The sequence below is a fragment of the Sphingomonas sp. JUb134 genome (assembly GCF_004341505.2).
Taxonomy (GTDB): Bacteria; Pseudomonadota; Alphaproteobacteria; order Sphingomonadales; family Sphingomonadaceae; genus Sphingomonas.
The window spans coordinates 2,767,611-2,790,494 of sequence record NZ_SLYP02000001.1 but is presented as its reverse complement, the minus strand read 5'-3'; the positions used below and the strand labels follow the sequence as shown (position 1 = coordinate 2,790,494).

The 22,884-nt window shown below is 66.0% G+C and carries 19 protein-coding genes; 7 read left to right on the top strand and 12 right to left on the bottom strand.

Going from position 1 to position 22,884, the window contains the following annotated elements:
- Nucleotides 1–19: 19 nt before the first annotated feature.
- Entirely contained in the window at nt 20–2,344 is a 2,325-nt protein-coding gene (locus EDF69_RS12910) for a sigma-70 family RNA polymerase sigma factor (protein ID WP_132884574.1), read from the bottom strand.
- 521 nt (nt 2,345–2,865) lie between these two features.
- On the opposite strand from EDF69_RS12910, the gene EDF69_RS12905 reads away from it, so the two are divergent.
- From EDF69_RS12905 to EDF69_RS12895, 3 genes are read left to right on the top strand one after another with little or no spacing between them, the layout of a single operon-like run.
- Nucleotides 2,866–3,828, top strand: a complete 963-nt coding sequence (locus EDF69_RS12905; protein ID WP_132884576.1) for a HamA C-terminal domain-containing protein — start codon at nt 2,866–2,868, stop codon at nt 3,826–3,828.
- A 26-nt stretch (nt 3,829–3,854) separates the two neighbouring features.
- Nucleotides 3,855–6,452: a DEAD/DEAH box helicase gene (locus EDF69_RS12900; RefSeq protein WP_204991381.1), complete on the top strand. Its 2,598-nt coding sequence runs from the start codon at nt 3,855–3,857 to the stop codon at nt 6,450–6,452.
- Nucleotides 6,453–6,464: 12 nt separating this feature from the next.
- The gene (locus EDF69_RS12895) at nt 6,465–6,755 is read left to right on the top strand and encodes a DCL family protein (protein WP_132884578.1); all 291 of its coding nucleotides are present in this window, start codon (nt 6,465–6,467) and stop codon (nt 6,753–6,755) included.
- 199 nt (nt 6,756–6,954) lie between these two features.
- On the opposite strand, the gene EDF69_RS12890 is transcribed toward EDF69_RS12895, so the two are convergent.
- From EDF69_RS12890 to sugE, 3 genes are all read right to left on the bottom strand, one after another.
- Nucleotides 6,955–8,256: an OmpP1/FadL family transporter gene (locus EDF69_RS12890; protein WP_132884579.1), complete on the bottom strand. Its 1,302-nt coding sequence runs from the start codon at nt 8,254–8,256 to the stop codon at nt 6,955–6,957.
- A 34-nt stretch (nt 8,257–8,290) separates the two neighbouring features.
- Nucleotides 8,291–8,698 carry a DUF2147 domain-containing protein gene (locus tag EDF69_RS12885; RefSeq protein WP_132884582.1) on the bottom strand — a complete coding sequence of 136 codons (408 nt, stop codon included), beginning with the start codon at nt 8,696–8,698 and terminating at the stop codon, nt 8,291–8,293.
- Between the two features lie 360 nt (nt 8,699–9,058).
- Nucleotides 9,059–9,376 carry a quaternary ammonium compound efflux SMR transporter SugE gene (sugE, locus tag EDF69_RS12880; protein WP_132884580.1) on the bottom strand — a complete coding sequence of 106 codons (318 nt, stop codon included), beginning with the start codon at nt 9,374–9,376 and terminating at the stop codon, nt 9,059–9,061.
- Nucleotides 9,377–9,672: 296 nt separating this feature from the next.
- Here sugE and EDF69_RS12875 point away from each other — a divergent pair, with 296 nt between their 5' ends.
- Nucleotides 9,673–10,089 carry a membrane protease subunit gene (locus tag EDF69_RS12875; RefSeq protein ID WP_125960928.1) on the top strand — a complete coding sequence of 139 codons (417 nt, stop codon included), beginning with the start codon at nt 9,673–9,675 and terminating at the stop codon, nt 10,087–10,089.
- 279 nt (nt 10,090–10,368) lie between these two features.
- On the opposite strand, the gene EDF69_RS12870 is transcribed toward EDF69_RS12875, so the two are convergent.
- The 6 genes from EDF69_RS12870 to EDF69_RS12845 are packed head-to-tail and all read right to left on the bottom strand — an operon-like array spanning nt 10,369 to nt 18,261.
- Nucleotides 10,369–11,304: an electron transfer flavoprotein subunit alpha/FixB family protein gene (locus EDF69_RS12870; RefSeq protein ID WP_132884581.1), complete on the bottom strand. Its 936-nt coding sequence runs from the start codon at nt 11,302–11,304 to the stop codon at nt 10,369–10,371.
- On the bottom strand, nt 11,301–12,050 hold the full coding sequence (locus EDF69_RS12865; protein WP_204991293.1) for an electron transfer flavoprotein subunit beta/FixA family protein: 750 nt from the start codon (nt 12,048–12,050) through the stop codon (nt 11,301–11,303). The genes EDF69_RS12870 and EDF69_RS12865 overlap by 4 nt, the downstream gene beginning before the upstream one ends.
- Entirely contained in the window at nt 12,047–12,952 is a 906-nt protein-coding gene (locus tag EDF69_RS12860) for an NAD(P)H-dependent flavin oxidoreductase (RefSeq protein WP_239555471.1), read from the bottom strand. The genes EDF69_RS12865 and EDF69_RS12860 overlap by 4 nt, the downstream gene beginning before the upstream one ends.
- 16 nt (nt 12,953–12,968) lie before the next feature.
- Nucleotides 12,969–14,759: an acyl-CoA dehydrogenase C-terminal domain-containing protein gene (locus tag EDF69_RS12855; RefSeq protein ID WP_132884144.1), complete on the bottom strand. Its 1,791-nt coding sequence runs from the start codon at nt 14,757–14,759 to the stop codon at nt 12,969–12,971.
- A 44-nt stretch (nt 14,760–14,803) separates the two neighbouring features.
- Complete coding sequence (locus EDF69_RS12850; protein WP_132884143.1) at nt 14,804–17,125, bottom strand: 3-hydroxyacyl-CoA dehydrogenase/enoyl-CoA hydratase family protein; 2,322 nt, start codon at nt 17,123–17,125, stop codon at nt 14,804–14,806.
- Entirely contained in the window at nt 17,122–18,261 is a 1,140-nt protein-coding gene (locus EDF69_RS12845; protein ID WP_125962295.1) for a thiolase family protein, read from the bottom strand. Before EDF69_RS12845 ends, EDF69_RS12850 begins: the two co-directional genes overlap by 4 nt.
- Nucleotides 18,262–18,489: 228 nt before the next feature.
- Between EDF69_RS12845 and EDF69_RS12840 the strand changes: the two genes are divergently transcribed.
- Nucleotides 18,490–20,181 (top strand): long-chain-fatty-acid--CoA ligase, encoded by a 1,692-nt coding sequence (locus EDF69_RS12840; protein ID WP_132884142.1) that lies wholly within the window; start codon nt 18,490–18,492, stop codon nt 20,179–20,181.
- Entirely contained in the window at nt 20,178–20,624 is a 447-nt protein-coding gene (locus EDF69_RS12835) for a MerR family transcriptional regulator (protein WP_132884141.1), read from the top strand. Before EDF69_RS12840 ends, EDF69_RS12835 begins: the two co-directional genes overlap by 4 nt.
- A gap of 9 nt (nt 20,625–20,633) precedes the next feature.
- Here the strand turns inward: EDF69_RS12835 and EDF69_RS12830 are convergent, their stop codons facing one another.
- On the bottom strand, nt 20,634–21,413 hold the full coding sequence (locus EDF69_RS12830; RefSeq protein WP_132884140.1) for a class I SAM-dependent methyltransferase: 780 nt from the start codon (nt 21,411–21,413) through the stop codon (nt 20,634–20,636).
- An 86-nt stretch (nt 21,414–21,499) separates the two neighbouring features.
- Here EDF69_RS12830 and EDF69_RS12825 point away from each other — a divergent pair, with 86 nt between their 5' ends.
- Nucleotides 21,500–22,033, top strand: a complete 534-nt coding sequence (locus tag EDF69_RS12825) for an Rrf2 family transcriptional regulator (RefSeq protein WP_132884139.1) — start codon at nt 21,500–21,502, stop codon at nt 22,031–22,033.
- 75 nt (nt 22,034–22,108) lie between these two features.
- On the opposite strand, the gene EDF69_RS12820 is transcribed toward EDF69_RS12825, so the two are convergent.
- Nucleotides 22,109–22,801, bottom strand: a complete 693-nt coding sequence (locus EDF69_RS12820; protein ID WP_339538457.1) for a hypothetical protein — start codon at nt 22,799–22,801, stop codon at nt 22,109–22,111.
- Nucleotides 22,802–22,884: the final 83 nt, after the last annotated feature.

Genomic DNA, 22,884 nt, shown 5'->3' with positions numbered 1-22,884 from the left:
CATTTCTTGTAGCGCCCATTCAGAGCAGGCCCCGCCAAACGCGGCGCCGGCTCGGGTGAGCCAGTGTCTGAAGGCTTTTGGCCTCGATCTGTCGGATTCTTTCGCGGGTGACGCCGTAGATCTTGCCGACCTCCTCTAGGGTCATATCGCTCGTAAGGCCGATACCGAACCGCATGCGGATCACGGCCTCCGCGCGTGCCGGCAGGTCGTTGAGCTCGCGACTGATGACGCTGGCGAGTTGCGCTCTTGAAAAGATCTCGTCCTGCCCTTCCGCGCGCGATGCTATCGCCCCTTCCACCTGATGAAACGGAACCGGGTCCGATAGCGCGAATTGAAGCGACCTGATCGTTGCAGCCTCGAAGCCCGTAGCTGCCGCCAGCTCTAAATCCGTTGCTGAGCGTAAATGTGAGCGTTCGAACTCCTCCGCGTGTGTTGTGATCTTCGCGTTCAGCTGGACGCGATGCACCGGCACGCGGATCAACGATCCTTGGTCGGCCCTCCAGCGGCTTATCCGCTGCCTGATCCAGAGCAATGCGTACAGATAGAAGCGCACCCCGCGTTCAGGGTCGAAGCGTTCCGACGCCCGGCGAAGACCGAAATACGCTTCTTGGAAAAGTTCCTCCGCATCCTCGTCAGCTTTCGCCATCTTCGCGGTTTCTCGCCGCATAAACGAAAGGTGCCTAAGGACGAGCTCTTCGGCCGCGCGGTCGCATATGCTCATCAGCCTGCGGATTGTTCCTTCTGCCACCTCGCCCTGGCTAGCGGCGAGGCCGACCAAGCAGTCCTGACGGATTTCAAGCTCCTCGAGCGCCTGGATCGCAACACGTCGTGCCCGGCCTCCGCTTTTGACACCCTCTTCGACGGCATTGCGCAGAATCTCGATATTGCCTGGGAAGTCGTCATCATCCCCATCGTCAGCATCGGGATCGATATCCAATTCGGTGAACTCGTCCGGTGCAAGCTCGCCTGCCAAGACAAGCTCGCCGCGCCGGACGACCTCGGCCAGGACGCCGGGGGTGTCCAGAATTCCGTCAAGCAGGTCTCGACGGGCATTCGCTATCTCGCGAAGGATTCGCTCCTCGGTAGCCCGGTCGAGAATGAAGGGGCCGCTGCCGGGAACGACGGCATCCCGGGTGCAGGCGGCAACAATTGCCTCGCTCAGCACGGCCACATCGACCAAGTCAAGGGACGCGTCGGGAAAGGGCCGGAAGTCTCCAGCCTCGCGGATCACGTGTATTCCGGCGGCTGCGAGCACCTTGCCTACATTGGTCTCGAGATCCGCCCAGCTCGGGTTTCCCCGGCACGCGCTCACTAAATCCCGGATTGCCTGCTCATTCACCATGCCGCTGGCAAGCGCCTCGGCCGCCCAAGTCTCCGCCAAATCCGCGGACAGCGCGAACGTTGTATCCCTGAGCTTCCGAGGCCGGCGGGATCGACGGCTGGCGGAGGAATGCGAAAAATCCGCAGCGTCATCGAGGTCCGGGGGGCGGCCGGCTTGGAATTGCGAAGAACCCGCTGCGCCCGCCTTTGCGAGACTCGTCGGCAGTTCCCAGTCGTCATTCTCCTCCGCTCCGCCACTCCGCATTCCGGAACGAGGGGATATAGCGGTGAAAATCGCCGAAACTGTGCCGATCTGCTGCCGTGCATGATATGCGGCGGGCTCTTCGAGCGCGTCGAAATCGATCAGATCGAAACCAGCGTCTGCAAACGGCTGCAGTTCTGTCACCTCGGGTTGCAGCGCGGCGGGGGGCGGGGATGAGCGACTGGGTGCGGTTGCCTCCGGTTCCTGGCCGCTAAGCAGGCGGGCGAGGTCCTGATGACCGGATTCTGCCGCCATCTCTGCCGGAGTCTGCTTGGCGTCGTTCCGCGCTCCCGGATCCGCACCCGCTTCGAAGAGCGCGTTGCACGCGGTCAGGTGACCGCCCGCAGCTGCCAGATGAAGCGGGGTGTCTCCCTTCGGATTGCGGCAACGGAGCCGGCCATTCGATATGATCGCGGCAATGACCTGCTGGTTACCTGATACCAGTCCGCGCTGTTCGGCCGCATCCAGCAGTTCGGGGCGGCTGCCGGCCTGTTTGGGGGTGCTGGTCGCTGCAGGGCGGGCGGGCAGCGCCTCGAGCGAACGCGCGAGCGCAGCATAGCCAGCAGCCTTTGCAAGCTCCGCTGCTGTACGCCCTGAATTATCGTGCGTCGACGGGTCGCACCCGGCGGCGATGTAGATGCGGCAGACGGCTGCCTTGCCAGACATCGCAGCGAGGTGGAGATGCGATCGTCCGGCTGCATCCACTTCAACGAGATGAGCGGGATCGCGCGACGCGCGATAAGCCCGTTCCTCTTCGGTCATCGAGACGGCATTGAGCGGGGCGGAGGACGTCACGAAGATCGTATCGTCGGGATTTCAGGCAAAATTCCGCGAATGCAACGCCCACCCCTCATACGACGTGATCTCGTTCCCCAAACCCAGCCCCTTGAAGCATGCCCTTGAACTCCGCCGTCCGCCAGAAAAATTCGTTATCCTTGGCACATTTAGGAACTCCGACCTTTCCGTCGTCCGGGAATTTAAGTCCATCATGGTTCTGGACTAACCGGAGCGCTCGACGAGCCAGTCGAAGAGGCCGTTCTTGACGGCGGCGTCGGCCAACGGCTCAGCTGGGCAAACGGTAAGAATATTGCGAAGGTCCTGTTCAGATACATGGCGTATGACTTGGTCGACGCGGAGCGATACGACATCGCGCCGGTCGCTCTCGAACGAGTACAGTCGTGTCGCTTGGTATTCGATTTGTTGCATAGGGCTGTTACGCCACTTCTCTGAGATAGCTTGACAGCGATATCTCAGCGGTCCCTGTTTAGCACGGTGGAATTTCCATGGGGGGAAGCTGTCTGTCGACGATAACCGCGACTGATCTGGAGGCTGCCCTCAGCGGTGACCCGGAGGCGCTCGACGTTCACCTGACGCTTATAGAGCGCGACGTTGCGGTCGAAGGCCAACTGGTCAAGGTTCACTGTCACTGCTTAGCGCTTGATGGGAACGGCCGGATCCAGCTGCACCGGTTGACTGAATTCATGCGCAACGCTGCGACCAGCTACGCCTTGCCAAAGGCGAAGATCGCCGAGGCGAAGGCGCGAGACGCCAAGTTCAATAGCACCGAGGCCGTCGCTGAACTCGTCGAGCGCGCCAAGCGCTCTTTCACCGATCTGGCGAAAACCGGCGAAGGTGGCGAGATGCTCCTGTATCTTCTCGCTGAGCGATTCCTCAAGTTTCCCCAGATCCTTTGCAAGATGGATCTGAAGACTGACGAGAAGATGCACTACCATGGCGCTGACGGTGTGTACGCCGGCATTACGGACGATGGAGTGCTCAAGCTCTACTGGGGTGAATCGAAGGTCTATGCGACAGCGGCAGAAGCTATCACCGCATGTCTCGATTCTCTCGCTCCATACCTCATCGAAGAAGAGCACGAGGGCGCAGAGCGAGAGCGCGATCTGCTTCTCCTGAGCGACAGGGCGGACCTGACCAACGAGAATTTGACAGCGGCGCTCCGGAAGTATTTCGACCGCTCCTCCCCTATGTCCAAACGCGTACGCTACTGCGGTGTGGCCTTGGTGGGTTTCGGTGTGCCCTTCTATCCCATTAAAGGAGCAACGGGCGTCGCCGACGACATCGCGGCAGCCTCGAAGGCCGCTCTGACCGATTGGGTGATGCGCGTCGGGAAGGGGGTCACCAAGAACAAGCTCGAAAGCCTCGAGATAGAGTTCTTCTGCGTGCCGCTTCCGTCATCCGAGGAATTTCGCGAGGTGTTCCTGAAGGTGATGGGGCTTGAGGGATGACGCTTTCGGGCCTCCAGTCCTGGCTCATGGCAGAAGGCGTCGGCGACGAGATCGCGACGCTCACCAAGCTGACGGTGAGATCCGAACTGTCCAATTTGGTCGACGACCCCGAGGCCAACACCGCCGATAAGCTCGATTGGCATCGGCTCATCCTCGCCGGCAGCATCCTCGCCCGCTCCGATATGCGCGCGAATCAGGAGGCGGGCCTGAGGATCGCGGTTGGGGCGGTTGTGCTCGTGAAGGACGAGAAGGTCCGCGACGCCGGTGCCATGCTCCTCGGGCAGCTGTCGAATTTTCGCGCCGTTACGTTGGCTATTGGCCGTGGCCTCGTTGCGGACGACCTCGATGGACGCCTCGGTGTTTCGCTTCGGCTCGAAACCCAGCGGCGCGAGATGGACAGGTCGGTACTCGTCGAGACGTCGGGGCGATGGCTTGAGGTGAACGAGTTTCAGCAGCGGTTCTGGACGGGGGCGTCGAGCGCGGACTGGCTCTCGGCCTCCGCTCCGACCGCTTCAGGAAAGACGTTCCTGGTTCTGCAATGGCTGGTGGATCAGATCACCGCCGGCGAAGCGAAGGTCGCGGTATATCTCGCACCCACGCGAGCGCTCGTGACAGAGATCGAGTCAAGTCTCGAACAATACCTGAAGGCGGTAAAAGGGGTGGTGGTTTCCTCTCTCCCGCTTCGGACCAAGTTCGACGACGCAAGGGCCGGGGGCGCTCGCCTCATCCTGGTGCTCACGCAGGAACGCATGCACCTCCTTGCCAATGTGCTCGGCGCGGACTTCCTAATCGATCTGATGATCGTGGACGAGGCCCATAAGATCGGTGACGATGGGCGAGGCGTGATCCTTCAGGATGCAGTCGAGCGGGCGGTCCGCCTCAATCCCAAGATGAGCTTGGTTTTCATCAGCCCGTCGACGCAGAACCCCGGAGAACTCTTGGCCGATGCCCCTCCGGGCGCCACGACCCAAGCAGTCGACAGCGATGCGCCAACTGTGCTCCAGAACGTCATCTTGGCCAAGCAGTCCAAGGGCAAGCCGAAGCTCTGGAACCTCGTCGCGAGACAAGGCGGTGAGGAGGTGGACATAGGCACGCTCCAACTCGCGAGTTCGCCCAGCAGCATACCCAAGCGTCTGGCGTTCATCGCAGCGGCCGCCACCGGCGACCGGGGAGGAACGCTGGTCTATGCTAATGGTGCGGGAGAATCGGAGAACATCGCGGATTTCATAAGCCAGCTTCAGCCCGACCATGATCCGGGCGCGGTCGATCCGGAGCTGGCTGCCCTTGCGGAACTGGCCCGAAAGGGCGTTCATCCCGGCTTCCGTCTCGCCAAATTCGTCGAGCGAGGAATTGCTTTCCACTTCGGGAACATGCCTTCCCTGCTTCGCCTCGAAATCGAGCGGCTGTTCCGCTCGGGTAAGATCCGCTTCCTCGTCTGCACCTCGACGCTCGTTGAAGGGGTGAACCTGTCCTGCCGCACCATTGTGGTGCGTGGCCCCCGAAAGGGGAAGGGCAACCCAATGGAGCCGCACGACTTCTGGAACCTCGCCGGCCGGGCGGGACGCTGGGGCGACGAGTTTCAGGGAAACATCATCTGCGTCGACCCGCATGACGGGAGCGCTTGGCCGCACGGCGTTCCGGTCCGGTCGCGCTATCCGATCCGGCGCGAAAGCGACGCGGTACTCGATGCTGGCGGCGAGTTGCTAGGCTACCTAGAGGAGAGAGCCGTGGGCGCTCCAAGGGACGTCGACGGGGATGGCGATTTCGAGCAGGTGGGCGCGTATCTACTGACCACCTACATGCGTCTCGGCTCCATTGCAGATGCCGAACTGGCGAAGCGGCATGATGCCGCCTTCATAAAGAATCTGGACCAGACGCTTTCGAGGATCGCCGCGAAGATCGAGATCGGTTCGGATTTGGCGACGCGGCACTCGGGCGTGAGTCCAATCGGCATGCAGCGCCTCCTTGAGACGTTCCGGGCGTATAAGGGCGAGCCCGATAACCTGCTACCGGCCGAGGTTGCCAGCGACGACAGCTATGACCGCTTCGTCACCATCATGCGCCGCATCAACGCGAGCCTGTTTCCGGCCTTCGAGCCTGACGCTCGCGCGAAGCTGCTAGCGTTGATCGTTTTTCAGTGGCTGAAGGGCAAGTCGCTTGCGGAGATCATCCGCCGCAACATCGCTTGGCACGAAGAAGTTGGGAAGGCATACAAGCTGCCGGATATCATCCGGGAGACGATGATGCTCGTGGAGCAGATCGCGCGGTTCCGGGCGCCGAAGTATTTCTCGGCCTATGTGGACATCCTTCACCTTTACTACGTCGAGATCGGTCGCCAAGACCTCATCGATGCCGATCTCGACATCGGGACGCAGCTCGAGTTCGGCGTGTCCTCGCGCACTCTGATATCGCTCATGGAACTGGGATTGTCCCGCATGACGGCGGTTGAACTGTTCGAGAAGATCGCCCGCGACGACCTCGATCGCGATCAGGCGCTGCAATGGATTACCGAGCGTGCGGACGAACTCGACACGATGGAGCTGCCGGTCGTGATGTTGCGCGAATTGCGCGAGCGCTTGCTGCCGAGCGGCGGCGCCGCAATGACTGGTCCGCAGCCAGTATAAAGGGGAGGTCTGATGGGGAAGAAAAAGCCGGTCAGCTATGGTGATTTGCATTTCAATACGCAGACCGAAGCACGCGCGTTCCTGAATGCCATGCTGGGCAAATACGACATCGGGGATCGCGTAAGCGCGGCCGACGCGGTGATCCTGAGCTCCGCGCTCGCGCTTCACCCTGACGCCGTGCAGAGGATCGGCCCCGGCATCAAGGATTTCAGCGTTCGCAGCGCAGACTTCGGCACCAAATGTTTCTGGGTGAACCGCATTGACGGCACTACTCAGAAATTCTCACACAAGGCATGCGTGTAGGGCCGGTGTCACGAAGTCAGCTTTGTCAGTCCAGCATCTGAACAGCCGGTATTCCGAAAACCGGGCGCATGATCAGCCGCGTTTGACCGAAATTTGCCAATGATTTGAGTGCCCATCTTTGTCCCCTGTAGGGCACCAGCAGCTCTTCGAATCGACAGGCGCGCGCCGCCCTGGTGGGGACGGCGCGCGCCCGGCGTGGTTAGAAGCGGACGCGGCCGCCGAGGGTGAAGATCAGCGCATAGGCGTCTTCCAGCCGTCCGTCCGTCACAACCGGCGTCTGCACCGGCGTGCCGGCGTACGCCGCGGTGATGCGGTCGATCGTCTCGTCCTTGAACGCCACATAGTTGGCGCCTGCGTCGATCGTGAAGCTGGGGCTGATGTTGTAGGAGCCGCCGGCACCGAAGTTCCAGCGGTTCGAATCCGGCACGCGCGCGTCGCGTTCGCCGTCGCGGGTCGGGGTCAGCGTGCGCTGGACACCGGCACGCAGCGTCAGGTCCGGGGTCGCGGCATAGTCGAAGCCGCCGGCCAGGCTCCAGGTGTTGCGGTAGTTCTCCGGGATCGCCGAGTTGATCGGGGAGCCGAGGCGGATCGCGTCGAAGTCCGCCCAGGTGTAGCGAATGCCCTGGACGTTGAGCGTCAGTGCATCGGTGGTGCGGAAACGGCCGCCGACGATGATCTGCGCGGGCGTCTTGAACTTCGCCTTCACCCCGTCGAGCGTGCGGTTCTGGCCGGCGAGCGGGCCGACGAGGCCGCTTACTTCCAGGCTGCCCTTCAGCGTGTGCTCGATCGCCGACTTGTAGCTGATGCCGACGGTCGCCCAGTCGTTGTGCATCTGCACGCCGGCGGTCCAGCCGAAGTCCCAGCCGTCGCCGCTCAGCACCTGCTTGCCGTCCGGCAGCGCGGCCGACAGGTTCGGGAGCGCGTTGCCGAGTTCCGCATCGGTGTATTCGACGTTCAGCGCCGCGCCGACGCGCAGCCAGTCGGTGACGGCGACGCCGATCGACGGCTGGATGTCGATCGTGCGCAGGCGGGTCTTGTCGGCGCTGTAGCGGGCCCAGCTGTCCGAATCATAGTTGGTGGTGAAGCTGTACGGCGAGGTCACCGCCAGGCCGATCGACACGCGCTCGTTGAGCGGCATGGCGACCGCGCCCGAGGGGAGGAAACCGTTGTTGATCGGGTTCTTGGACACCGACTGGCCGCCGATCGGCGCCGGCGGCTGGCCCGGGCGCACGATCACCGTGCCGTCGTCGACCACCTTGCCACGCGGCAGGATCGCGGAGATCGCGATCGAGGCTTCGGCGCTGTCCATCTCGGCGATGGCAGCCGGGTTCCACCACAGCGACTGCGGGCCGGTGTCGGCGACTTCACCCGAGAAAGCACGGCCGGCGGCGCGTGCCGACTGTTCCTGGAGGTAAAAGGCCTGGGCATGGGCGACGCCGCTGGAGGCGACCAGCCACAGCGGAGCAGCGGCGAGCAGCGACAACTTGATACGAGGGGACATTTGGCTCTTTCCTGACGGTTGATCTGAAGCGAAGTTAGCGGACGCGGGTCCAGGTCTGCGTCTTGCAGAGCGGGACGAAGACGCAGCCGCGGACCTTGAGCTGGTTGGCGCCGACCGGGGTCACCTTGGCGCTGTAGGTCTTGCCGTCGTCGGCATTGTAGATCATGCCGTCGACCCATTCCTTGCCGTTGGACTTGAACCCGCCCAGGATCTGCATCCCCTTGAGCGGCCGGCTGCGAAGCGCCGGATTGCTGTTCTTGACGTCCTTGAGCGTGGGATCGGTGCGCAGGTGATCGGAACTGATCAGGCGGCCGCAGATCGATTCTCCGCAGCGGCTGATCTCGACAATTCCGTTCTTGGTTTCGGCCTTCCAGCGGCCGAGGGCTGCGTCCTGCGGCTGGGGTGCGGCAGCGACCGCCGCTGCGAGCAACATCGTCAGCATCATCGTTCCTCTCCTTACCGCTCGCCTGTGATGGCAAGTCGTGTCCCGCCTTCGCCAGCGCCCCCGGACTATTGGTGCCGGTGGCTGACGAATGCGGAAGTTGCGTGCAGGCTACGGTACCCGCGCCGGCTGTCAACCCTCGTAACAGGGGTTCTTCGCATGCGACATGCGGTTCGTGCAGGAATGCCACACACGTCGCGCGGGCCAGGCGCTGCGGATCGGAAAGTTAGTCTAAGGTTAGGCCAAGACGACACGCCGCAGCGGCGCCGGCTAGTCCGTCTGGACGCGGGAGAAGGGGCGAAAGCGGCCATGGCGCCAGTGAAGCAGCTGGCGCCGATGTAGGACAGCCGCGCGGGCCGGTCAGCTTCCGGCGAGCTTCATCAACGCAAGGCCGCTGACGATCAGCAAGGCCGCGACCAGGCGCATGGGGCTGGCGGATTCGCCCAGCACCAGGATGCCGATCGCAAAGGCGCCAACCGCGCCGATCCCGGTCCACACCGTATAGGCGGTGCCGAGCGGCAGCGACTTCATGGACCAGGAGAGCAGGCCGAAGCTCACCAGCATGCCGGAGATGGTGACGACGCTGGGCCACAGGCGGGTGAAGCCGTGCGACTGCTTCATTGCGGAGGCCCAAACGACCTCGAACAGACCCGCGATGATGAGAACGATCCAAGCCAAGGCAACCTCCAGAAGACTGAGGTGCCGGGCCGTCCCGGTCTTGATACCCATAGTGGGGCGGGAACGTGGTCGCCGCATGGGGGAGATAGCGGTGGGGATGGGCCGGATCAATGGGGGCTCGAGTCCGCGCGCCCAGTCAGTCGCGACATTGCCCGAAGCGTTTCATGCGCAAGTCGAAGGCGGCCGCTTGAGGCAGCGAAATGCCGTTGTCGTGGGGCGCCTGGGCCCGCTAAACCATTCCTCAGGATGAATTCCAATTCACCCGTTGAGAAGAACCATCGAAAAAGGGGGCGTTTTTGAATCAGGATGGCGTGAAACTGGGTGGTTGTGCCACTCTACTATTGTTCGTGGTGTTCGCCGGCTGGTTAGCTGGCTGGCCTGCGTACAAAGTCTATTCGCAAGAAGCCGCGGGTCGAGCCATGTTGGCCGAGGCGCAATCCACTAGGCAGGTTGCCGTCCTTGAGGCGCGCGCCAAGCTGGAAAGTGCAAGGCTTCTTGCCGACGCCGAAGTCCTGCGCGCCGAGGGCGCTGCACGAGCGAACCGTATCCTGCAGGACAGCCTGGGAGGCCCCGAGGGATATCTGCGTTACCTGCAGATCCAGGCGATCGATGCGAAAGATGCCAACGTCATCTACGTCCCCACCGAAAGCGGACTTCCAATAACGGAAGCTTCTCGCTTGCTGGGAGCCCCAGCGAGGGCCGCCGAAGATTGATATGCCCTCCCTTGTAGGCGCGTGCTCCCGCGAAGACGGGCGCCGCGGGCGCGGAGGGTGAGGAGGGTGTCATCCCGTGGACAGCCGGACGCCGTTCACCCCGGGTACCCCGGCGAAGGCCGGGGTCCAGTTGGGGTGTGGCGGATGGGGCGCGCTATCGTGGCGGCACCGTAGCTGGGCCCCGGCCTTCGCCGGGGTACAGGGCGGGTGTGGGGCGGGCGTTCCGTGTCCGCCGGCCCGCGTAAAAGGAAGGGGCGGGATTGCTCCCGCCCCTATGGCTTACAGCTTCTCGGTGAGTTCGGGCACGATCTGGAAGAGGTCGCCGACCAGGCCGACGTCGGCGACCTGGAAGATGGGGGCGTCCTCGTCCTTGTTGATGGCGATGATGGTCTTGGAGTCCTTCATGCCCGCCAGGTGCTGGATGGCGCCCGAGATGCCGACCGCGACGTAGACGTCCGGCGCGACGATCTTGCCGGTCTGGCCGACCTGATAGTCGTTGGGGGCGAAGCCCGCGTCGACCGCCGCGCGGCTGGCGCCGATCGCGGCACCGAGCTTGTCGGCGAGCGGCTCGATGAGGGCGTGGAACTGCTCTTCCGAACCGAGCGCACGGCCGCCGGAGACGATCACCGCGGCGCTGGTGAGTTCGGGACGGGCGGACTCCTGGGTCTCGGCACCGACGAAGCGGGACTTGCCCTGGTCGCCCGGCGCGGTGACGGGTTCGACCGAGGCGTTGCCGCCTTCGGTCGCGGCCTTTTCGAAGCCGGTGGCGCGCACGGTGATGACCTTCTTGGCGTCGCTCGACTGCACGGTCGCAACCGCATTGCCGGCATAAATCGGGCGAACGAACGTGTCGGCGCTCTCGACCGCGACAATGTCGCTGATCTGCATGACGTCGAGCAGGGCTGCGACACGCGGCGCGACGTTCTTGCCGATCGAGGTGGCGTTGGCGAGGAAGGCGTCGTGGTCGGCCATCAGCGGCACGACCAGCGCGGCGACATTCTCGGCCAGCATGTTCGCATAGGCCGGATCGTTGGCCAGCAGCACCTTCGACACGCCCGCGACCTTCGACACGGCGTCGGCGGCCTGGGTGGCGGCGTCGCCGCTGCCGGCGACCAGCGCAACCACGTCCCCGAGCTTGGCGGCGGCGGTGAGGGTGGCGAGCGTCGCGTCCTTCACGCGGCCGTCGAGCTGTTCGACCAGTACCAGCACGCTCATGCGATCACTCCCAGGCTCTTGATCTTGTCGACCAGCGCGTCGACGCTGTCGACCTTGATGCCGGCGGCGCGCTTGGCGGGTTCCTCGACCTTGAGGATCGTGATGCGCGGGGTGAGGTCGACGCCGTAATCGGTCGGCGTCTTCTGCGCCAAGGGCTTCGATTTCGCCTTCATGATGTTAGGCAGCGACGCATAGCGCGGCTCGTTCAGGCGCAGGTCGGTGGTGACGATCGCGGGCAGCGGCAGCGCCACCGTCTCCAGGCCGCCGTCGACTTCGCGCGTCACGTTGGCGGTGTCGCCCTCGACCTCGACCTTGGACGCGAACGTGCCCTGGCCCCAGCCGAGCAGGGCGGCGAGCATCTGGCCGGTCTGGTTGTTGTCGTCGTCGATCGCCTGCTTGCCGAGAATCACGAGCTGCGGCTGCTCTTCCTCGACCACCTTGGCGAGGAGCTTGGCGACGCCGAGCGGCTCGGGACGCACGTCCGCGGTGATGAGGATGGCGCGGTCGGCGCCCATCGCAAGCGCGGTGCGCAGCGTGTCCTGCGCCTTGGGCTCGCCGATCGAGACCACCACGACCTCGGTCGCGACGCCCTTTTCCTTGAGGCGGATCGCCTCTTCGACGGCGATCTCGTCGAACGGGTTCATGCTCATCTTGACGTTGGCGAGATCGACGCCCGACCCGTCCGCCTTCACCCGCGGCTTCACATTATAGTCAAGCACCCGCTTGACCGGCACCAACAGCTTCATGCTTCTCTCTCCCAAGCACGGGCATAGCCCGCGATCAGATCCGTGCAGATGGCGGCCGCCGGGCGGATGGCGTCGACGGCGCCCACGCCCTGTCCGGCAGACCAGATGGTTTTCCACGCCCGCGCCTCTTCGGCGAGGTCGAGGGTCGGCGTCTCGCCCGGCTGCCAGCCATTGGCCTCCAGGCTGGGACGCAGGAAATTCGCGCCGACGCCGGTGACGGCAGCGGTATGGACGACGTCTGCGGCACAAGAACCGACCATCATCGCCTTTTGCTCCGCGCTGGCGAGGCTTTCTTCCGAGGCGATGAAGTGGCTGCCGAGATAGCCGAAGTCGGCACCCAGCATCCGGGCGGCGGCGATGTGGCGCCCCTCCGACAGGGCGCCGGCAAGCGCCAGCGGCCCGTCGAAGAAGCGGCGGATCTCCGCCACCAGCGCGAAGGGGCTGAGCGTGCCGGCGTGGCCGCCGGCGCCTGCCGCCACCGCGATCAGCCCGTCGACGCCCGCCGCCACCGCCTTTTGCGCGTGACGGGTCGAGATCACGTCGTGGAAGACGAGCCCGCCATAGCCGTGCACCGCGTCGATCACTTCGGGCACGAGGCCCAGCGACGTGATGACCAGCGGTACGCGGTGGCGAACGATCGCCGCCAGATCGTCCATCAGCCGCGTGTTGCTGCGATGGACGATCAGGTTGACGCCATAGGGCGCGCTGTCGGCGTCGAGTGCGGCCTCGATCTCCTCGAGCCAGGCGACGAACCCTTCCGTGGTGCGCTGGTTGAGCGCGGGGAAGGTGCCGACCAGGCCCGCCCGGCAGCAGGCGGTGACCAGTGCCGGGCCGGAGATCAGGAACATCGGCGCGACGATCGCGGGTATCGCGAGCCGGTGTTCCCAGGCGGGGGGCATCATCGCGTCAGCCCCGGCTTCAGAAGGCGTCCTCGGCAAGCGCCATCGTCGAGCGCTTGCCGGACTTGATCGCCAGGAAGGCGGCAGTCGCCTGCGGCAGGATGCGGTCGAAGAAGAAGCCGGCGGTGGCCAGCTTCGCCTTGTAGAAGCCCGCCTCGTCGGTGCCCTCGGCCAGCCGCTGCTGGGCGATGCGGGCGCTCTTCAGGAAGCAGTATCCCATGCCGACCAGCCCCAGCAGGCGCAGATAGTCGGTTGCGGCCGCACCGGCCTCTTCCGGATCCTTCATGCCGCGCTGTGCGATCATGCCGGTGGCGAGCTGGAGCGCGCCGAATGCCTGGCGCAGGCCCTGCGCCATCGGCTTGATCGCCTCTTCCCCTTCATGTGCGTCGAGGAAGTTCGACACCGGGTGGAAGAAGGCGCGCAGGTTGCGACCCATGCGGGCCGGCATCTTGCGACCGACGAGGTCGAGCGCCTGGATGCCGTTGGTGCCTTCGTAGATCATCGCGATGCGGGCGTCGCGGACATACTGCTCGACGCCATGTTCGCGGATGTAGCCGTGGCCACCATAGGTCTGCACCGCGAGGTTCGCCGACTCATAGCCGAGGTCGGTGAACAGCGCCTTCACGACCGGCGTCATCAGTGCGATGAAGTCGGTGGCGCGGGCGCGCACTTCCGGATCGGCTGAGGCCTTTTCGGCATCGAGCGCGCGGCTTACCCAGGCGCCGAGCGCGCGGCACCCTTCCGTATAGACACGCGCCGTCATCAGCATGCGGCGGACGTCCGGGTGGACGATGATCGGATCGGCGGGGAGGTCGGGGCGCTTGGCACCGCCCAGCGCACGGCCCTGCAGGCGCTCCTTGGCATAGGCGACGGCGCTTTGATAGGCGGCCGCGCCGATGCCCAGGCCCTGGACGCCGACCGACACGCGCTCGGTGTTCATCATCGTGAACATCGCGGCCATGCCCTTGTGCGGCTCACCGACGAGCCAGCCCACGGAGTCGTCGAAGTTCATCTGGCAGGTGGCCGACGCCTTCATGCCCATCTTGTGTTCGATGCCGGCGACAGTGACGCCATTGGCGTTGCCGACCGAGCCGTCGGCGTTGGGCAGGTACTTGGGCACCAGGAACAGGCTGATGCCCTTCACGCCCGGAGGCGCGTCCGGCATGCGGGCGAGCACCAGGTGGATGACGTTGTCGGTCAGGTCGTGGTCGCCGGCCGAGATGAAGATCTTGGATCCGGTGACGCGGTAGCTGCCATCCTCCTGCGGCACCGCGCGGGTACGCAGGAGGCCCAGGTCGGTGCCGCAATGCGATTCCGTCAGGCACATGGTGCCGGACCATTCGCCCGAGACCATCTTGGGCAGATAGGCCTGCTTCAGATCGTCGGAGGCATGGCCCTCGATCGCGGTGGTCGCGCCGTGGGTGAGGCCCGGATAGAGGCTGAACGACACGTTGGTCGCGCAGATCATCTCCTCGACCAGCTTGTTGATCGATTCCGGCAGGCCCTGGCCGCCCCACTCGGGCGCGGAGGCAAGTGCTGCCCAGCCGGCTTCGCGGAACTGGTCATAGGCCGCCTTGAACCCGGCGGGGGTGCGGACGATGCCGTTTTCGATACGGCAGCCCTCGATGTCGCCAGGCGCGTTCAGCGGCAGCAGGATTTCCTGCGCCATGCGAGCGGCTTCCTCGAGCACCGCGTCGAGCAGGTCGGGGGTGAATTCGGCGTGGGCGGCGAGATCGCCGAACCCGTCGTCGCCGTGCAGTTCGTGCAGCACGAAGCGCATGTCGCGCAGCGGGGCTTCGTAGACTTGCATGTCGATCTCCTTTCCGGCCGGGCGCCAGGCGCCCGGCGGCAAAATCAGTTGCGCAGCGGCTTGCCGGTTTCGAGCATCTGCTCGACGCGGGCGACCGTGCGGCTATCGTGGACGCGGGTCATGAAGCCCTTGACCTCCAGCTTGAGGAGGTCCGCTTCCTTGACCGTGTCGACCAGGTCGGCCTCGCCGCCGGTGAGCACTTCCGCGAGGCTGTCCGACACGACCAGGTCGTAGTCGGTGGCGATGCCGCGCTTGTGGAAGCCCTCGGCCGCCATGCGTAGCGCCAGGCGGCCGCTGGCGCCGGGCAGCTTGAACTCGGGCGGGGCCGGCGGGGTGTAACCGTCGACCAGCGACAGCGCCTTTGCCTTGGCGTCGGCGAGCAGCCGGCTGCGGTTCATGGTGATGCCGTCCTTGGCACGCAGGAACATCAGTTCCTTGGCCTCGGCCGCCGACTTCGACACGATCGCGGTGCTGACCGTCTCGAACACCTTGGCCACGGCGGGCATCGGGCCCTTGGGAAGCTGGCCCGACTGCTGCCAGCGGTCAATCATCTCGCCATTGCCGCCCCAGCCCGGGATCAGGCCGACGCCGGTCTCGACCAGGCCGATATAGGTCTCGGCATGGGCCTGGACCGCATCGGCGTGGAGCACGATCTCGCAGCCGCCGCCCAGCGCCATGCCCGCAGGCGCGGCGACGACGGGGAAGGGGGCGTATTTCAGCGCCTTCAACGCCTGCTGCCCGGCCACGACCAGCGTCTGCACCTCGCCATAGGCGGCGATGTTGAGCGCGAAGAGCGCGAGGCCCAGGTTGGCACCGGCCGAGAAATGGCTGCCGTCGTTGTAGATCACCAGCGCCTTGAAGCGATCCTTGACGATCGGGATCGCCTGCTGGATCAGCTTCATGACCTCGCCGTCGAGGGCGTTCATCTTGCCGGTGAACTCGATGCAGGCGACGCCGTCACCCACGTCCCACAGTGCTGCCGAGCCGGTCTTGGCGAGCGGTTCGCCGGCGCGCTTGACGTCCTCGAGCATCAGCACGCCTTCGGGGCGGACGATGTCGTGGTATGCGCCGTCGAGGCCGAAATACTGGCGCTTGCCCCCTTCGATCCGATAGAAGCTGCCGCTTCCGACCTGCTCCAGCAGTGCCGGGACCGGGCGGTTCTCGGCCTTCAGGCGCTCGACCAGCTTGGCCGCACCGATGCGATCCACCAGTTCGAACGGGCCGAACTTCCAGTTGTAGCCGAGCTTCATCGCGTCATCGATCGCGACGATGTCGTCGGCCGCTTCCGGCACCAGCATGGCAGCGTAGCTGAGCACATGGCTGAGCACCGTCCAGGCATAGTCGCCGACCTTGCCCTTGGCGGCGAGCAGCTTGCCCAGGTCCCGGTCGGCGCCCGAGGGCAGCGACGCGGGCTTGCGGCTGTCGTGATACTCGCCGGTCTTGAGGTCGATCGACTGCTTGACCTTGCCGCCGTTCGAACGGTCGAGGCGGTAGAAGCCGCCCTTGCCCTTGCGACCGGTATAGCCTTCCGCGATCATGCGATCGACCAGCGGCAGCGGGCGCACGGTGTCGAAATAGGGGTCGCCCTGCGGCAGCGTGGCCGTCAGGCTCTTGGACAGCAGTGGCATCAGGTCGACGCCGACCAGGTCGATCAGGCCGAAGATGCCGGTCTTGGGCACGCCCATCGGCTTGCCGCCGATCTGGTCGGCTTCCTCGACGGTGAGGCCCTGGTCCATCGCCGCGTTGATCGCGACCGCCAGCCAATAGGTGCCAACGCGGTTGGCGATGAAGCCCGGTGTGTCGTGCGCGGGAACCACCGTCTTGCCGAGGCTGCGATCGGCGAAGTCCGACACGCGCGCCACCAGTTCGGGGTCGCTGGCGGGGCCCGCCACCACCTCGATCAGCCGCATGTAGCGCGGCGGATTGAAGAAGTGGGTGACCAGGAAGTCGCGGCGGAACTGCTCCGAGCGCCCGTCGACCAGCTGGCCGAGCGGGATGGTCGAGGTGTTGGACGACACCGCGGTGCCGGGGCGCTTCACCGCCTCAATCCTGGCATAGAGGCTCTGCTTGAGGTCGAGCCGCTCGACGATCGCCTCGATCACCCAGTCGCACTCGGCGATGCGGTCAAGATGGTCGTCGATGTTGCCGGTCTCGACCAGCTTGGCCGCACGCTTCGACATGAAGGGGGCAGGGTCGGTCTTGAGCAGCTTGGCGACCGCGCCCTCGGCCACCGCATTGCGGTTCGCCTCGTCGCGGACGATGTCGAGCAGCAGCACCGGCACGCCGGCGTTGGCGACCTGGGCGGCGATGCCGGCACCCATGGTGCCGGCGCCGATCACGCAGACCTTACGAATGGGCTCGCTCATTCGGCTGCCTCCAGCAGGGTCGCGATGCCCTGGCCGCCGCCGATGCACTGGGTGGCGAGCGCATACTTGCCGCCCTCACGCTTCAGCAGCGACGCGGCCTTGCCGACGATGCGTGCGCCGGTGGCGCCGAGCGGGTGGCCGATCGCGATCGCCCCGCCGTCGATGTTCACCTTGGCAGTGTCGAGGCCGAGGTCGTGGATGCAGGCGAGCGCCTGGCTGGCGAAGGCCTCGTTGATCTCGATGACGTCGAGCGCGTTCGCGTCGACGTTGCCGCGCTCCAGCGCCTTGCGCGAGGCACCGATGGGGCCGAGGCCCATGACTTCGGGCTCCAGGCCGGAGATGCCGACCGTCTTCAGACGGGCGAGGATCGGCAGGCCGTGCGCGCGCGCATAATCCTCGCTGGTGACGAGCACGGCGGCGGCGCCGTCGGTGAGCGGCGAGGAGGTGCCGGCGGTGACCGAGCCCTCCTTGTCGAACGCCGGCTTCAGGCCGGCCAGGCCTTCTGCGGTCGTGTCCGGACGGACGGTGCCGTCTTCGCTCACGACGCCGTTCTTGGTCTGGATCGGCACGATCTCGTCATTGAGGCGACCGCCGGCCTGCGCTGCGGCAGCCTTCTTCTGGCTATCGACCGCAAAGGCTTCCTGGGTCTCGCGGGTGATCTGGTACTTGGTGGCGACGCGCTCGGCGGTCTCGCCCATGCCCATGTAGGCGCCCGGCATCTTCTCTGCGAGCGCAGGGTTGGGAAGGGGGTTGTAGCCCATCATCGGCACGCGGCTCATCGATTCGACGCCCGCGCAGATGAACACCTCACCCGCGCCGATCTGGATCTGGCCCATGGCGATGTGGATCGAGCTCATCGAGGATCCGCAGAAGCGGTTCACGGTCATGCCGCCGACCGACAGCGGCAGGTCGCCGAGCAGGCCGACGAGGCGCGCGACGTTCATGCCCTGCTCGCCTTCCGGAAAGGCGCAGCCGACGATCAGGTCCTCGATATCCTTCGGGTCGACGCCCGTGCGGTCGATCAGGCCGCGAATCACCTGGGCGGCCAAGTCGTCCGGGCGAACCCGGGCAAGCGCACCCTTGTGCGCGGGATGAAAGGGGGAACGGGCATAGCCCGCGATCACGACGCTCTTCATCTCAATCCTCTCCGAGGCTTTGGGCATCCTAACGGCACCTTTCGTTCCTAATGGTGCGAGATTTCCCTATACGTCAACCGATTTCTGTTTAAGGTAGGAACAGGCGCCGACATGTCGAGAGCCCGCGTGAAAGCGAGTCCGACGGAACGAGAGCAGGCGGCGCCGGAGAGGAGGCAAAGGCCGCATGTGCAGTTTGACGCAGCCCCATTGGATGCTGGAGCACGCCCGATGAGCGCGGCGACGCCCGTGACCGAGCGCGCCCCCGCCGGCGCGGTGCCGGCGAAGATCGAGCCCCGGCTGATACCGAGCCTGCTGGCGCGAGCGACGTCGCAATATCCGCAGCGCACCGCCATCGATTTCCTGGGCCGCACCTGGACCTATGCCGAGATCGGCGAGCAGGTGGAGCGCGCTGCCCGCGGTCTGCAGGACCTGGGCGTCCGTCCCGGCACGCGCGTCGGCCTCTGCCTGCCGAACACGCCCTATTATGTGATCGCCTATTTCGCGGTGCTGAAGATCGGCGGAGTGGTGGTGGCGATGAACCCGCTCTACGTGGAGCGGGAACTGCACCACCTGCTGGTCGACTCCGGCGCCGAGGTGGTGATCGTGCCCGACTTGGTCGCGATCCACGACAAGCTGCTCGCCGCCTGCGCGGGGACCGAGGTGCGCCATGTGGTGGCAGCTTCGCTCGCCGACGTGCTGCCCTGGGCCAAGTCGATCGGCTTGCGCCTGTTCAAGCGCCGCGAACTTGCGCGCATCGGCCAAGATCCCCGGCACCTCCGCTGGAGCCGGCTGGTGTCGAACCGCGCCGCGCCCGATCCGGTCGCGCAGTCGCCGAGCGATCTGGCGGTGCTCCAATATACTGGCGGCACCACCGGCGAGCCCAAGGGCGCGATGCTCAGCCACGCGAACCTGACGGCCAACAGCCAGCAGATGGTGCTCCACGTCGGCCGCCCGCCAGACCAGCAGGAGCGCACGCTGGGCGTGCTGCCGCTGTTCCACGTCTTCGCGCTGACGACGGTGCTCAACTATTCGGTCGAGACCGCGGCCGAGATGATCCTGTTGCCGCGCTTCGAGATGGACCAGTTCCTCAGCACCCTGAAGCGGACGCGCCCGACCCAGATCTTCGCGGTGCCCACCATCTACAATGCGGTGAACCAGCTGGACGAGAGCCGGGTGCCGCGGCTCGATTTCTGCCATACCTGCATCTCGGGCGGCGCGCCCCTGCCGCTGGAGGTGCGCCAGGCGTTCGAGGAGCGCACCGGCTGCCGCGTGGTGGAGGGCTATGGCCTGTCCGAGGCCTCGCCGATCATCGCCTGCAACCCGCTCAACGGCGGCGTGGTGAAGAGCAACAGCACGGGGCCGGCGTTCCCGGGCACCGTGCTGGAGATCCGCGACCTGATCGACCCCAGCAAGCTGATGCCGCAGGGCGAGCGCGGCGAGGTGTGCGTGCGCGGGCCGCAGGTGATGATGGGCTATTGGAAGCGGCCGGACGCGACCGAGGAGTGCTTCATCGACGGGGCGCTGCGCACGGGCGACGTCGGCTATTTCGACGAGGACGGCTATCTCTTCCTGGTCGACCGGATAAAGGACATGCTGCTGTGCGGCGGCTACAACGTCTATCCGCGCGTCATCGAGGAGGCCCTGTATGAACATCCGGCAGTGGCCGAAGCGGTGGTGATCGGCCTGCCCGATCGGTATCGCGGCCAGGCACCCAAGGCGTTCGTAACCTTGCGGCCGGGCCATGAGGCGAGCGTCGAGGCGCTCTGCGAGTTCCTGCGCGGGCGGATCAGCAAGATCGAGATGCCGCGCGAGCTCGAAATCCGAGACGCCCTCCCCAAGACGCTGATCGGCAAGCTTTCCAAGAAGGAACTGGTCGCCGAGGAACGCGCCAAGGCCGAGCAGGCGGGCGCGACCGCATGAGGCGCGCGGCATCCCTGCGCCAGGCGGATCACCCTGCGGAGCCCGAGGACGGCGAGCAGCTGTCGGGCATCCAGGAGGTGTCGGCGGAGCTAGGCGTCACGATGCGGACGCTGCGCTTCTACGAGGACCAGGGCCTCATCGAGCCGCGCCGCGTCGGCACCACGCGCATCTATACCCGGCGGGAAGTGGCGCGGATGCAGCTGATCCTGCGCGGCAAGCGGCTGGGCTTCTCGATTCGCGAGATCAAGGAGTTCCTGGACCTCTACGACGCGGACCCGCAGCACCACGAGCAGATGCGCCAGCTGGCCCTGCGCGTCCACGACCGCATCCAGCGGCTGCGCCGGCAGAAGCAGGCGCTGGAGGAGACGCTGGGCGAACTGGAGCAGATCGAGCGCGAGGCGCTGGAGCGCCTGCCGCCGGGCGTGCGGCCTGCGATCGAGTAGGGCGCGCGATTATCGTCGCGCGACCGCCACGAGCGCCGTGGACGCGATCGGCAGGACCGGCCGTCCGCTCGCCCTCCGCCGGACCTCGGCAATCACCTCCGCCCGTTCTGCCGCGTCGAGGCTGGTCCAGTTGGGCGACATGCCGAACAGCGTGTCCGGATCGGCGAGCGCGGCGAGGTCCAGCGGAAAGTCGCGGGTGACTTCCTCGATCTGCGCGTCCCGGTAGCCGGCGGTCGCGAGTTCATGGGCCAGGCGCTGCGGGGTGCTGAGCGCCTCCATCCCCTCCGGCATGGTCGCGCCGGCTTTCTCCGGAAACAGCTTCTCGCGGATCTGCCCGAGCAGCAGGAAGGTCGCGGCGCCACGCGCCTGCCAGGTCGCGACCACGCCGACGCCGCCGGGGCGCGTCACCCGCGCCATCTCCGCAAGGCCCCGGCGCCAGTCCGGAAACATGATCACGCCGAAGATCGAGAACACGGCGTCGAAGGCGGCATCCGGCAGGTCGAGCGCCTGACCATCCATCACACGCGTGTCGACATTGGGGAGGCCGGCGGCCGCGATGCGCGCGACCATCGCGGGCGAGAAGTCGGTCGCCAGTACCTGCGCGCCGGTGCGGGCCGCTGCCAGCGCGAGCGCGCCGGTCCCGGCGGCGACATCGAGCACGCGGCTTTCGCGGGCGAGGGGAACGCGGGCCAGCGCCGCCTCCGCATAGCCCTGGGTGAACGGATGGGCGGTCTTCTCATAGCGGCGGGCGGCCGCATCCCAGTGGGTCGGGTCTTCGAAGTTGCGCATTTCACCTCCTCGCGAATCACGTAACATACTAAGTATCGTGAGTGTGTCCGCTTGCCAATCCCGGTGGGCATGCGATGGTTGACCCGATGCCCAGCGACAGCCGCCTTTCCCGCATGCTCCACGTGCTCCTGCACATGGCCCGGCACCCGGGGCCGATGACGTCGGACACCATCGCGCGGATGCTGGGGACCAACCCGGTGGTGATCCGCCGAACGATGGCCGGGCTGCGCGACGCGGGCTACGTCCGTTCCGGCAAGGGCCATGGCGGCGGCTGGGCGATCGCGGCCGACCTGGAGAAGGTGTCGCTGCTCGACGTTCATCGCGCGGTGGGAGGCCCACGGCTCTTCGCCATCGGCAACGAGCATGCGAACCCGGATTGCGCGGTGGAAAAGGTCGTCAACGCGGCGCTGGAGGACGCACTGGCCGAGGCGGAGGCGTTGCTGCTGGCGCGACTGGGCAGCGTCAGCCTGGCCGAACTGGCCCGCAGCTTCGACGCGCGCTGCGACGCCCACGCCAATCAAGAAGGGGAAGTCGGCCCTGCGCGTCCACGACCGGATCCAGCGGCCGCGCCGGCAGACGCAGGCGCTGAAGGAGATGCTGGGCGCACTGGAGCAGAGTGAGCGCGAGGCACTGGCGCGCCTGTCGCCGGAGATGCGGCCGGTGGAGACCAGGGAGCCGCTAGGCCGGGTGAGAGCCTATCGGACCGGCTGAAACGCGGCGTAGCTCGCGGTGGCGTGGATCCGCCCCGACTTGCCGAGCAGCGATCCGGTGAGGGTGGTTTCGGAAGCAGCCGGCACGACCTGGCCGCCCGGCAGCAGCGCGAAGCGGCTGACCACATCCATGCTCTTCACGGATGCGACCATCATCATCCGGAAACCCTTGGTGGACGTGAACCGGACGCGCTCGACGAACGGCGTCTTGGCCCGGACGTTCACCCATGCTTCGGCCTGGGTGTCGGCGGAAGCGTCGTGGGAGCCGATCTTCACGGATCCGGCCGGAAGCCGGGCAAAGCGGTAGGTGACATAGCCCGGCGTCGGCTCGCTTCGGGTCGCCGGCGCGCCGAACCATTTCGCAAGCTCGGCATAGGAGGGGTCGGGGCCGCGCTTCGCCTTGCGCGACTTCTCGGCTTCCTTGGCGGTCGGCGCGCGACCGTCCACGCTGACGAGCTGCCAGCGAAGCGCGGCCGGGCGGCCGGGATCATAGTGTTCCACCACCGTCGTGCGGGCCGAACCGGTGCGGTCGGTGATGCTTGTCCGCTGGAAGCGGAATGCATCCGGGCGGCTGGCGCGCATCGCCGCCATGACGCGGTTCTGCAACTCGTCGGCCCGCGCCTCCGGCGCAGCGAGGGTTGCGGCAGCGGCAACGAGCAAGATGGTACGGTTCAGCACGTTCAGCCCTCCGGCGATGCATGGGCGCGCCCGCGCGGCAGCATTGCCCGATTGCAGCGCGTTGGCGAGCGGATTTCGCGCGG

Excerpts from the sequence above, each read along its gene's own strand:
- EDF69_RS12850 (WP_132884143.1), bottom strand. The coding sequence starts at position 17,125 with ATGAGCGAGCCCATTCGTAAGGTCTGCGTGATCGGCGCCGGCACCATG.
- EDF69_RS12825 (WP_132884139.1), top strand. The coding sequence starts at position 21,500 with ATGCCCAGCGACAGCCGCCTTTCCCGCATGCTCCACGTGCTCCTGCAC.
- EDF69_RS12840 (WP_132884142.1), top strand. The coding sequence starts at position 18,490 with ATGAGCGCGGCGACGCCCGTGACCGAGCGCGCCCCCGCCGGCGCGGTG.
- EDF69_RS12830 (WP_132884140.1), bottom strand. The coding sequence starts at position 21,413 with ATGCGCAACTTCGAAGACCCGACCCACTGGGATGCGGCCGCCCGCCGC.
- EDF69_RS12900 (WP_204991381.1), top strand. The coding sequence starts at position 3,855 with ATGGCAGAAGGCGTCGGCGACGAGATCGCGACGCTCACCAAGCTGACG.
- EDF69_RS12885 (WP_132884582.1), bottom strand. The coding sequence starts at position 8,698 with ATGCTGACGATGTTGCTCGCAGCGGCGGTCGCTGCCGCACCCCAGCCG.
- EDF69_RS12870 (WP_132884581.1), bottom strand. The coding sequence starts at position 11,304 with ATGAGCGTGCTGGTACTGGTCGAACAGCTCGACGGCCGCGTGAAGGAC.
- EDF69_RS12855 (WP_132884144.1), bottom strand. The coding sequence starts at position 14,759 with ATGCAAGTCTACGAAGCCCCGCTGCGCGACATGCGCTTCGTGCTGCAC.
- EDF69_RS12865 (WP_204991293.1), bottom strand. The coding sequence starts at position 12,050 with ATGAAGCTGTTGGTGCCGGTCAAGCGGGTGCTTGACTATAATGTGAAG.
- EDF69_RS12860 (WP_239555471.1), bottom strand. The coding sequence starts at position 12,952 with ATGATGCCCCCCGCCTGGGAACACCGGCTCGCGATACCCGCGATCGTC.
- EDF69_RS12835 (WP_132884141.1), top strand. The coding sequence starts at position 20,178 with ATGAGGCGCGCGGCATCCCTGCGCCAGGCGGATCACCCTGCGGAGCCC.
- EDF69_RS12845 (WP_125962295.1), bottom strand. The coding sequence starts at position 18,261 with ATGAAGAGCGTCGTGATCGCGGGCTATGCCCGTTCCCCCTTTCATCCC.
- EDF69_RS12905 (WP_132884576.1), top strand. The coding sequence starts at position 2,866 with ATGGGGGGAAGCTGTCTGTCGACGATAACCGCGACTGATCTGGAGGCT.
- EDF69_RS12895 (WP_132884578.1), top strand. The coding sequence starts at position 6,465 with ATGGGGAAGAAAAAGCCGGTCAGCTATGGTGATTTGCATTTCAATACG.
- EDF69_RS12890 (WP_132884579.1), bottom strand. The coding sequence starts at position 8,256 with ATGTCCCCTCGTATCAAGTTGTCGCTGCTCGCCGCTGCTCCGCTGTGG.
- EDF69_RS12910 (WP_132884574.1), bottom strand. The coding sequence starts at position 2,344 with ATGACCGAAGAGGAACGGGCTTATCGCGCGTCGCGCGATCCCGCTCAT.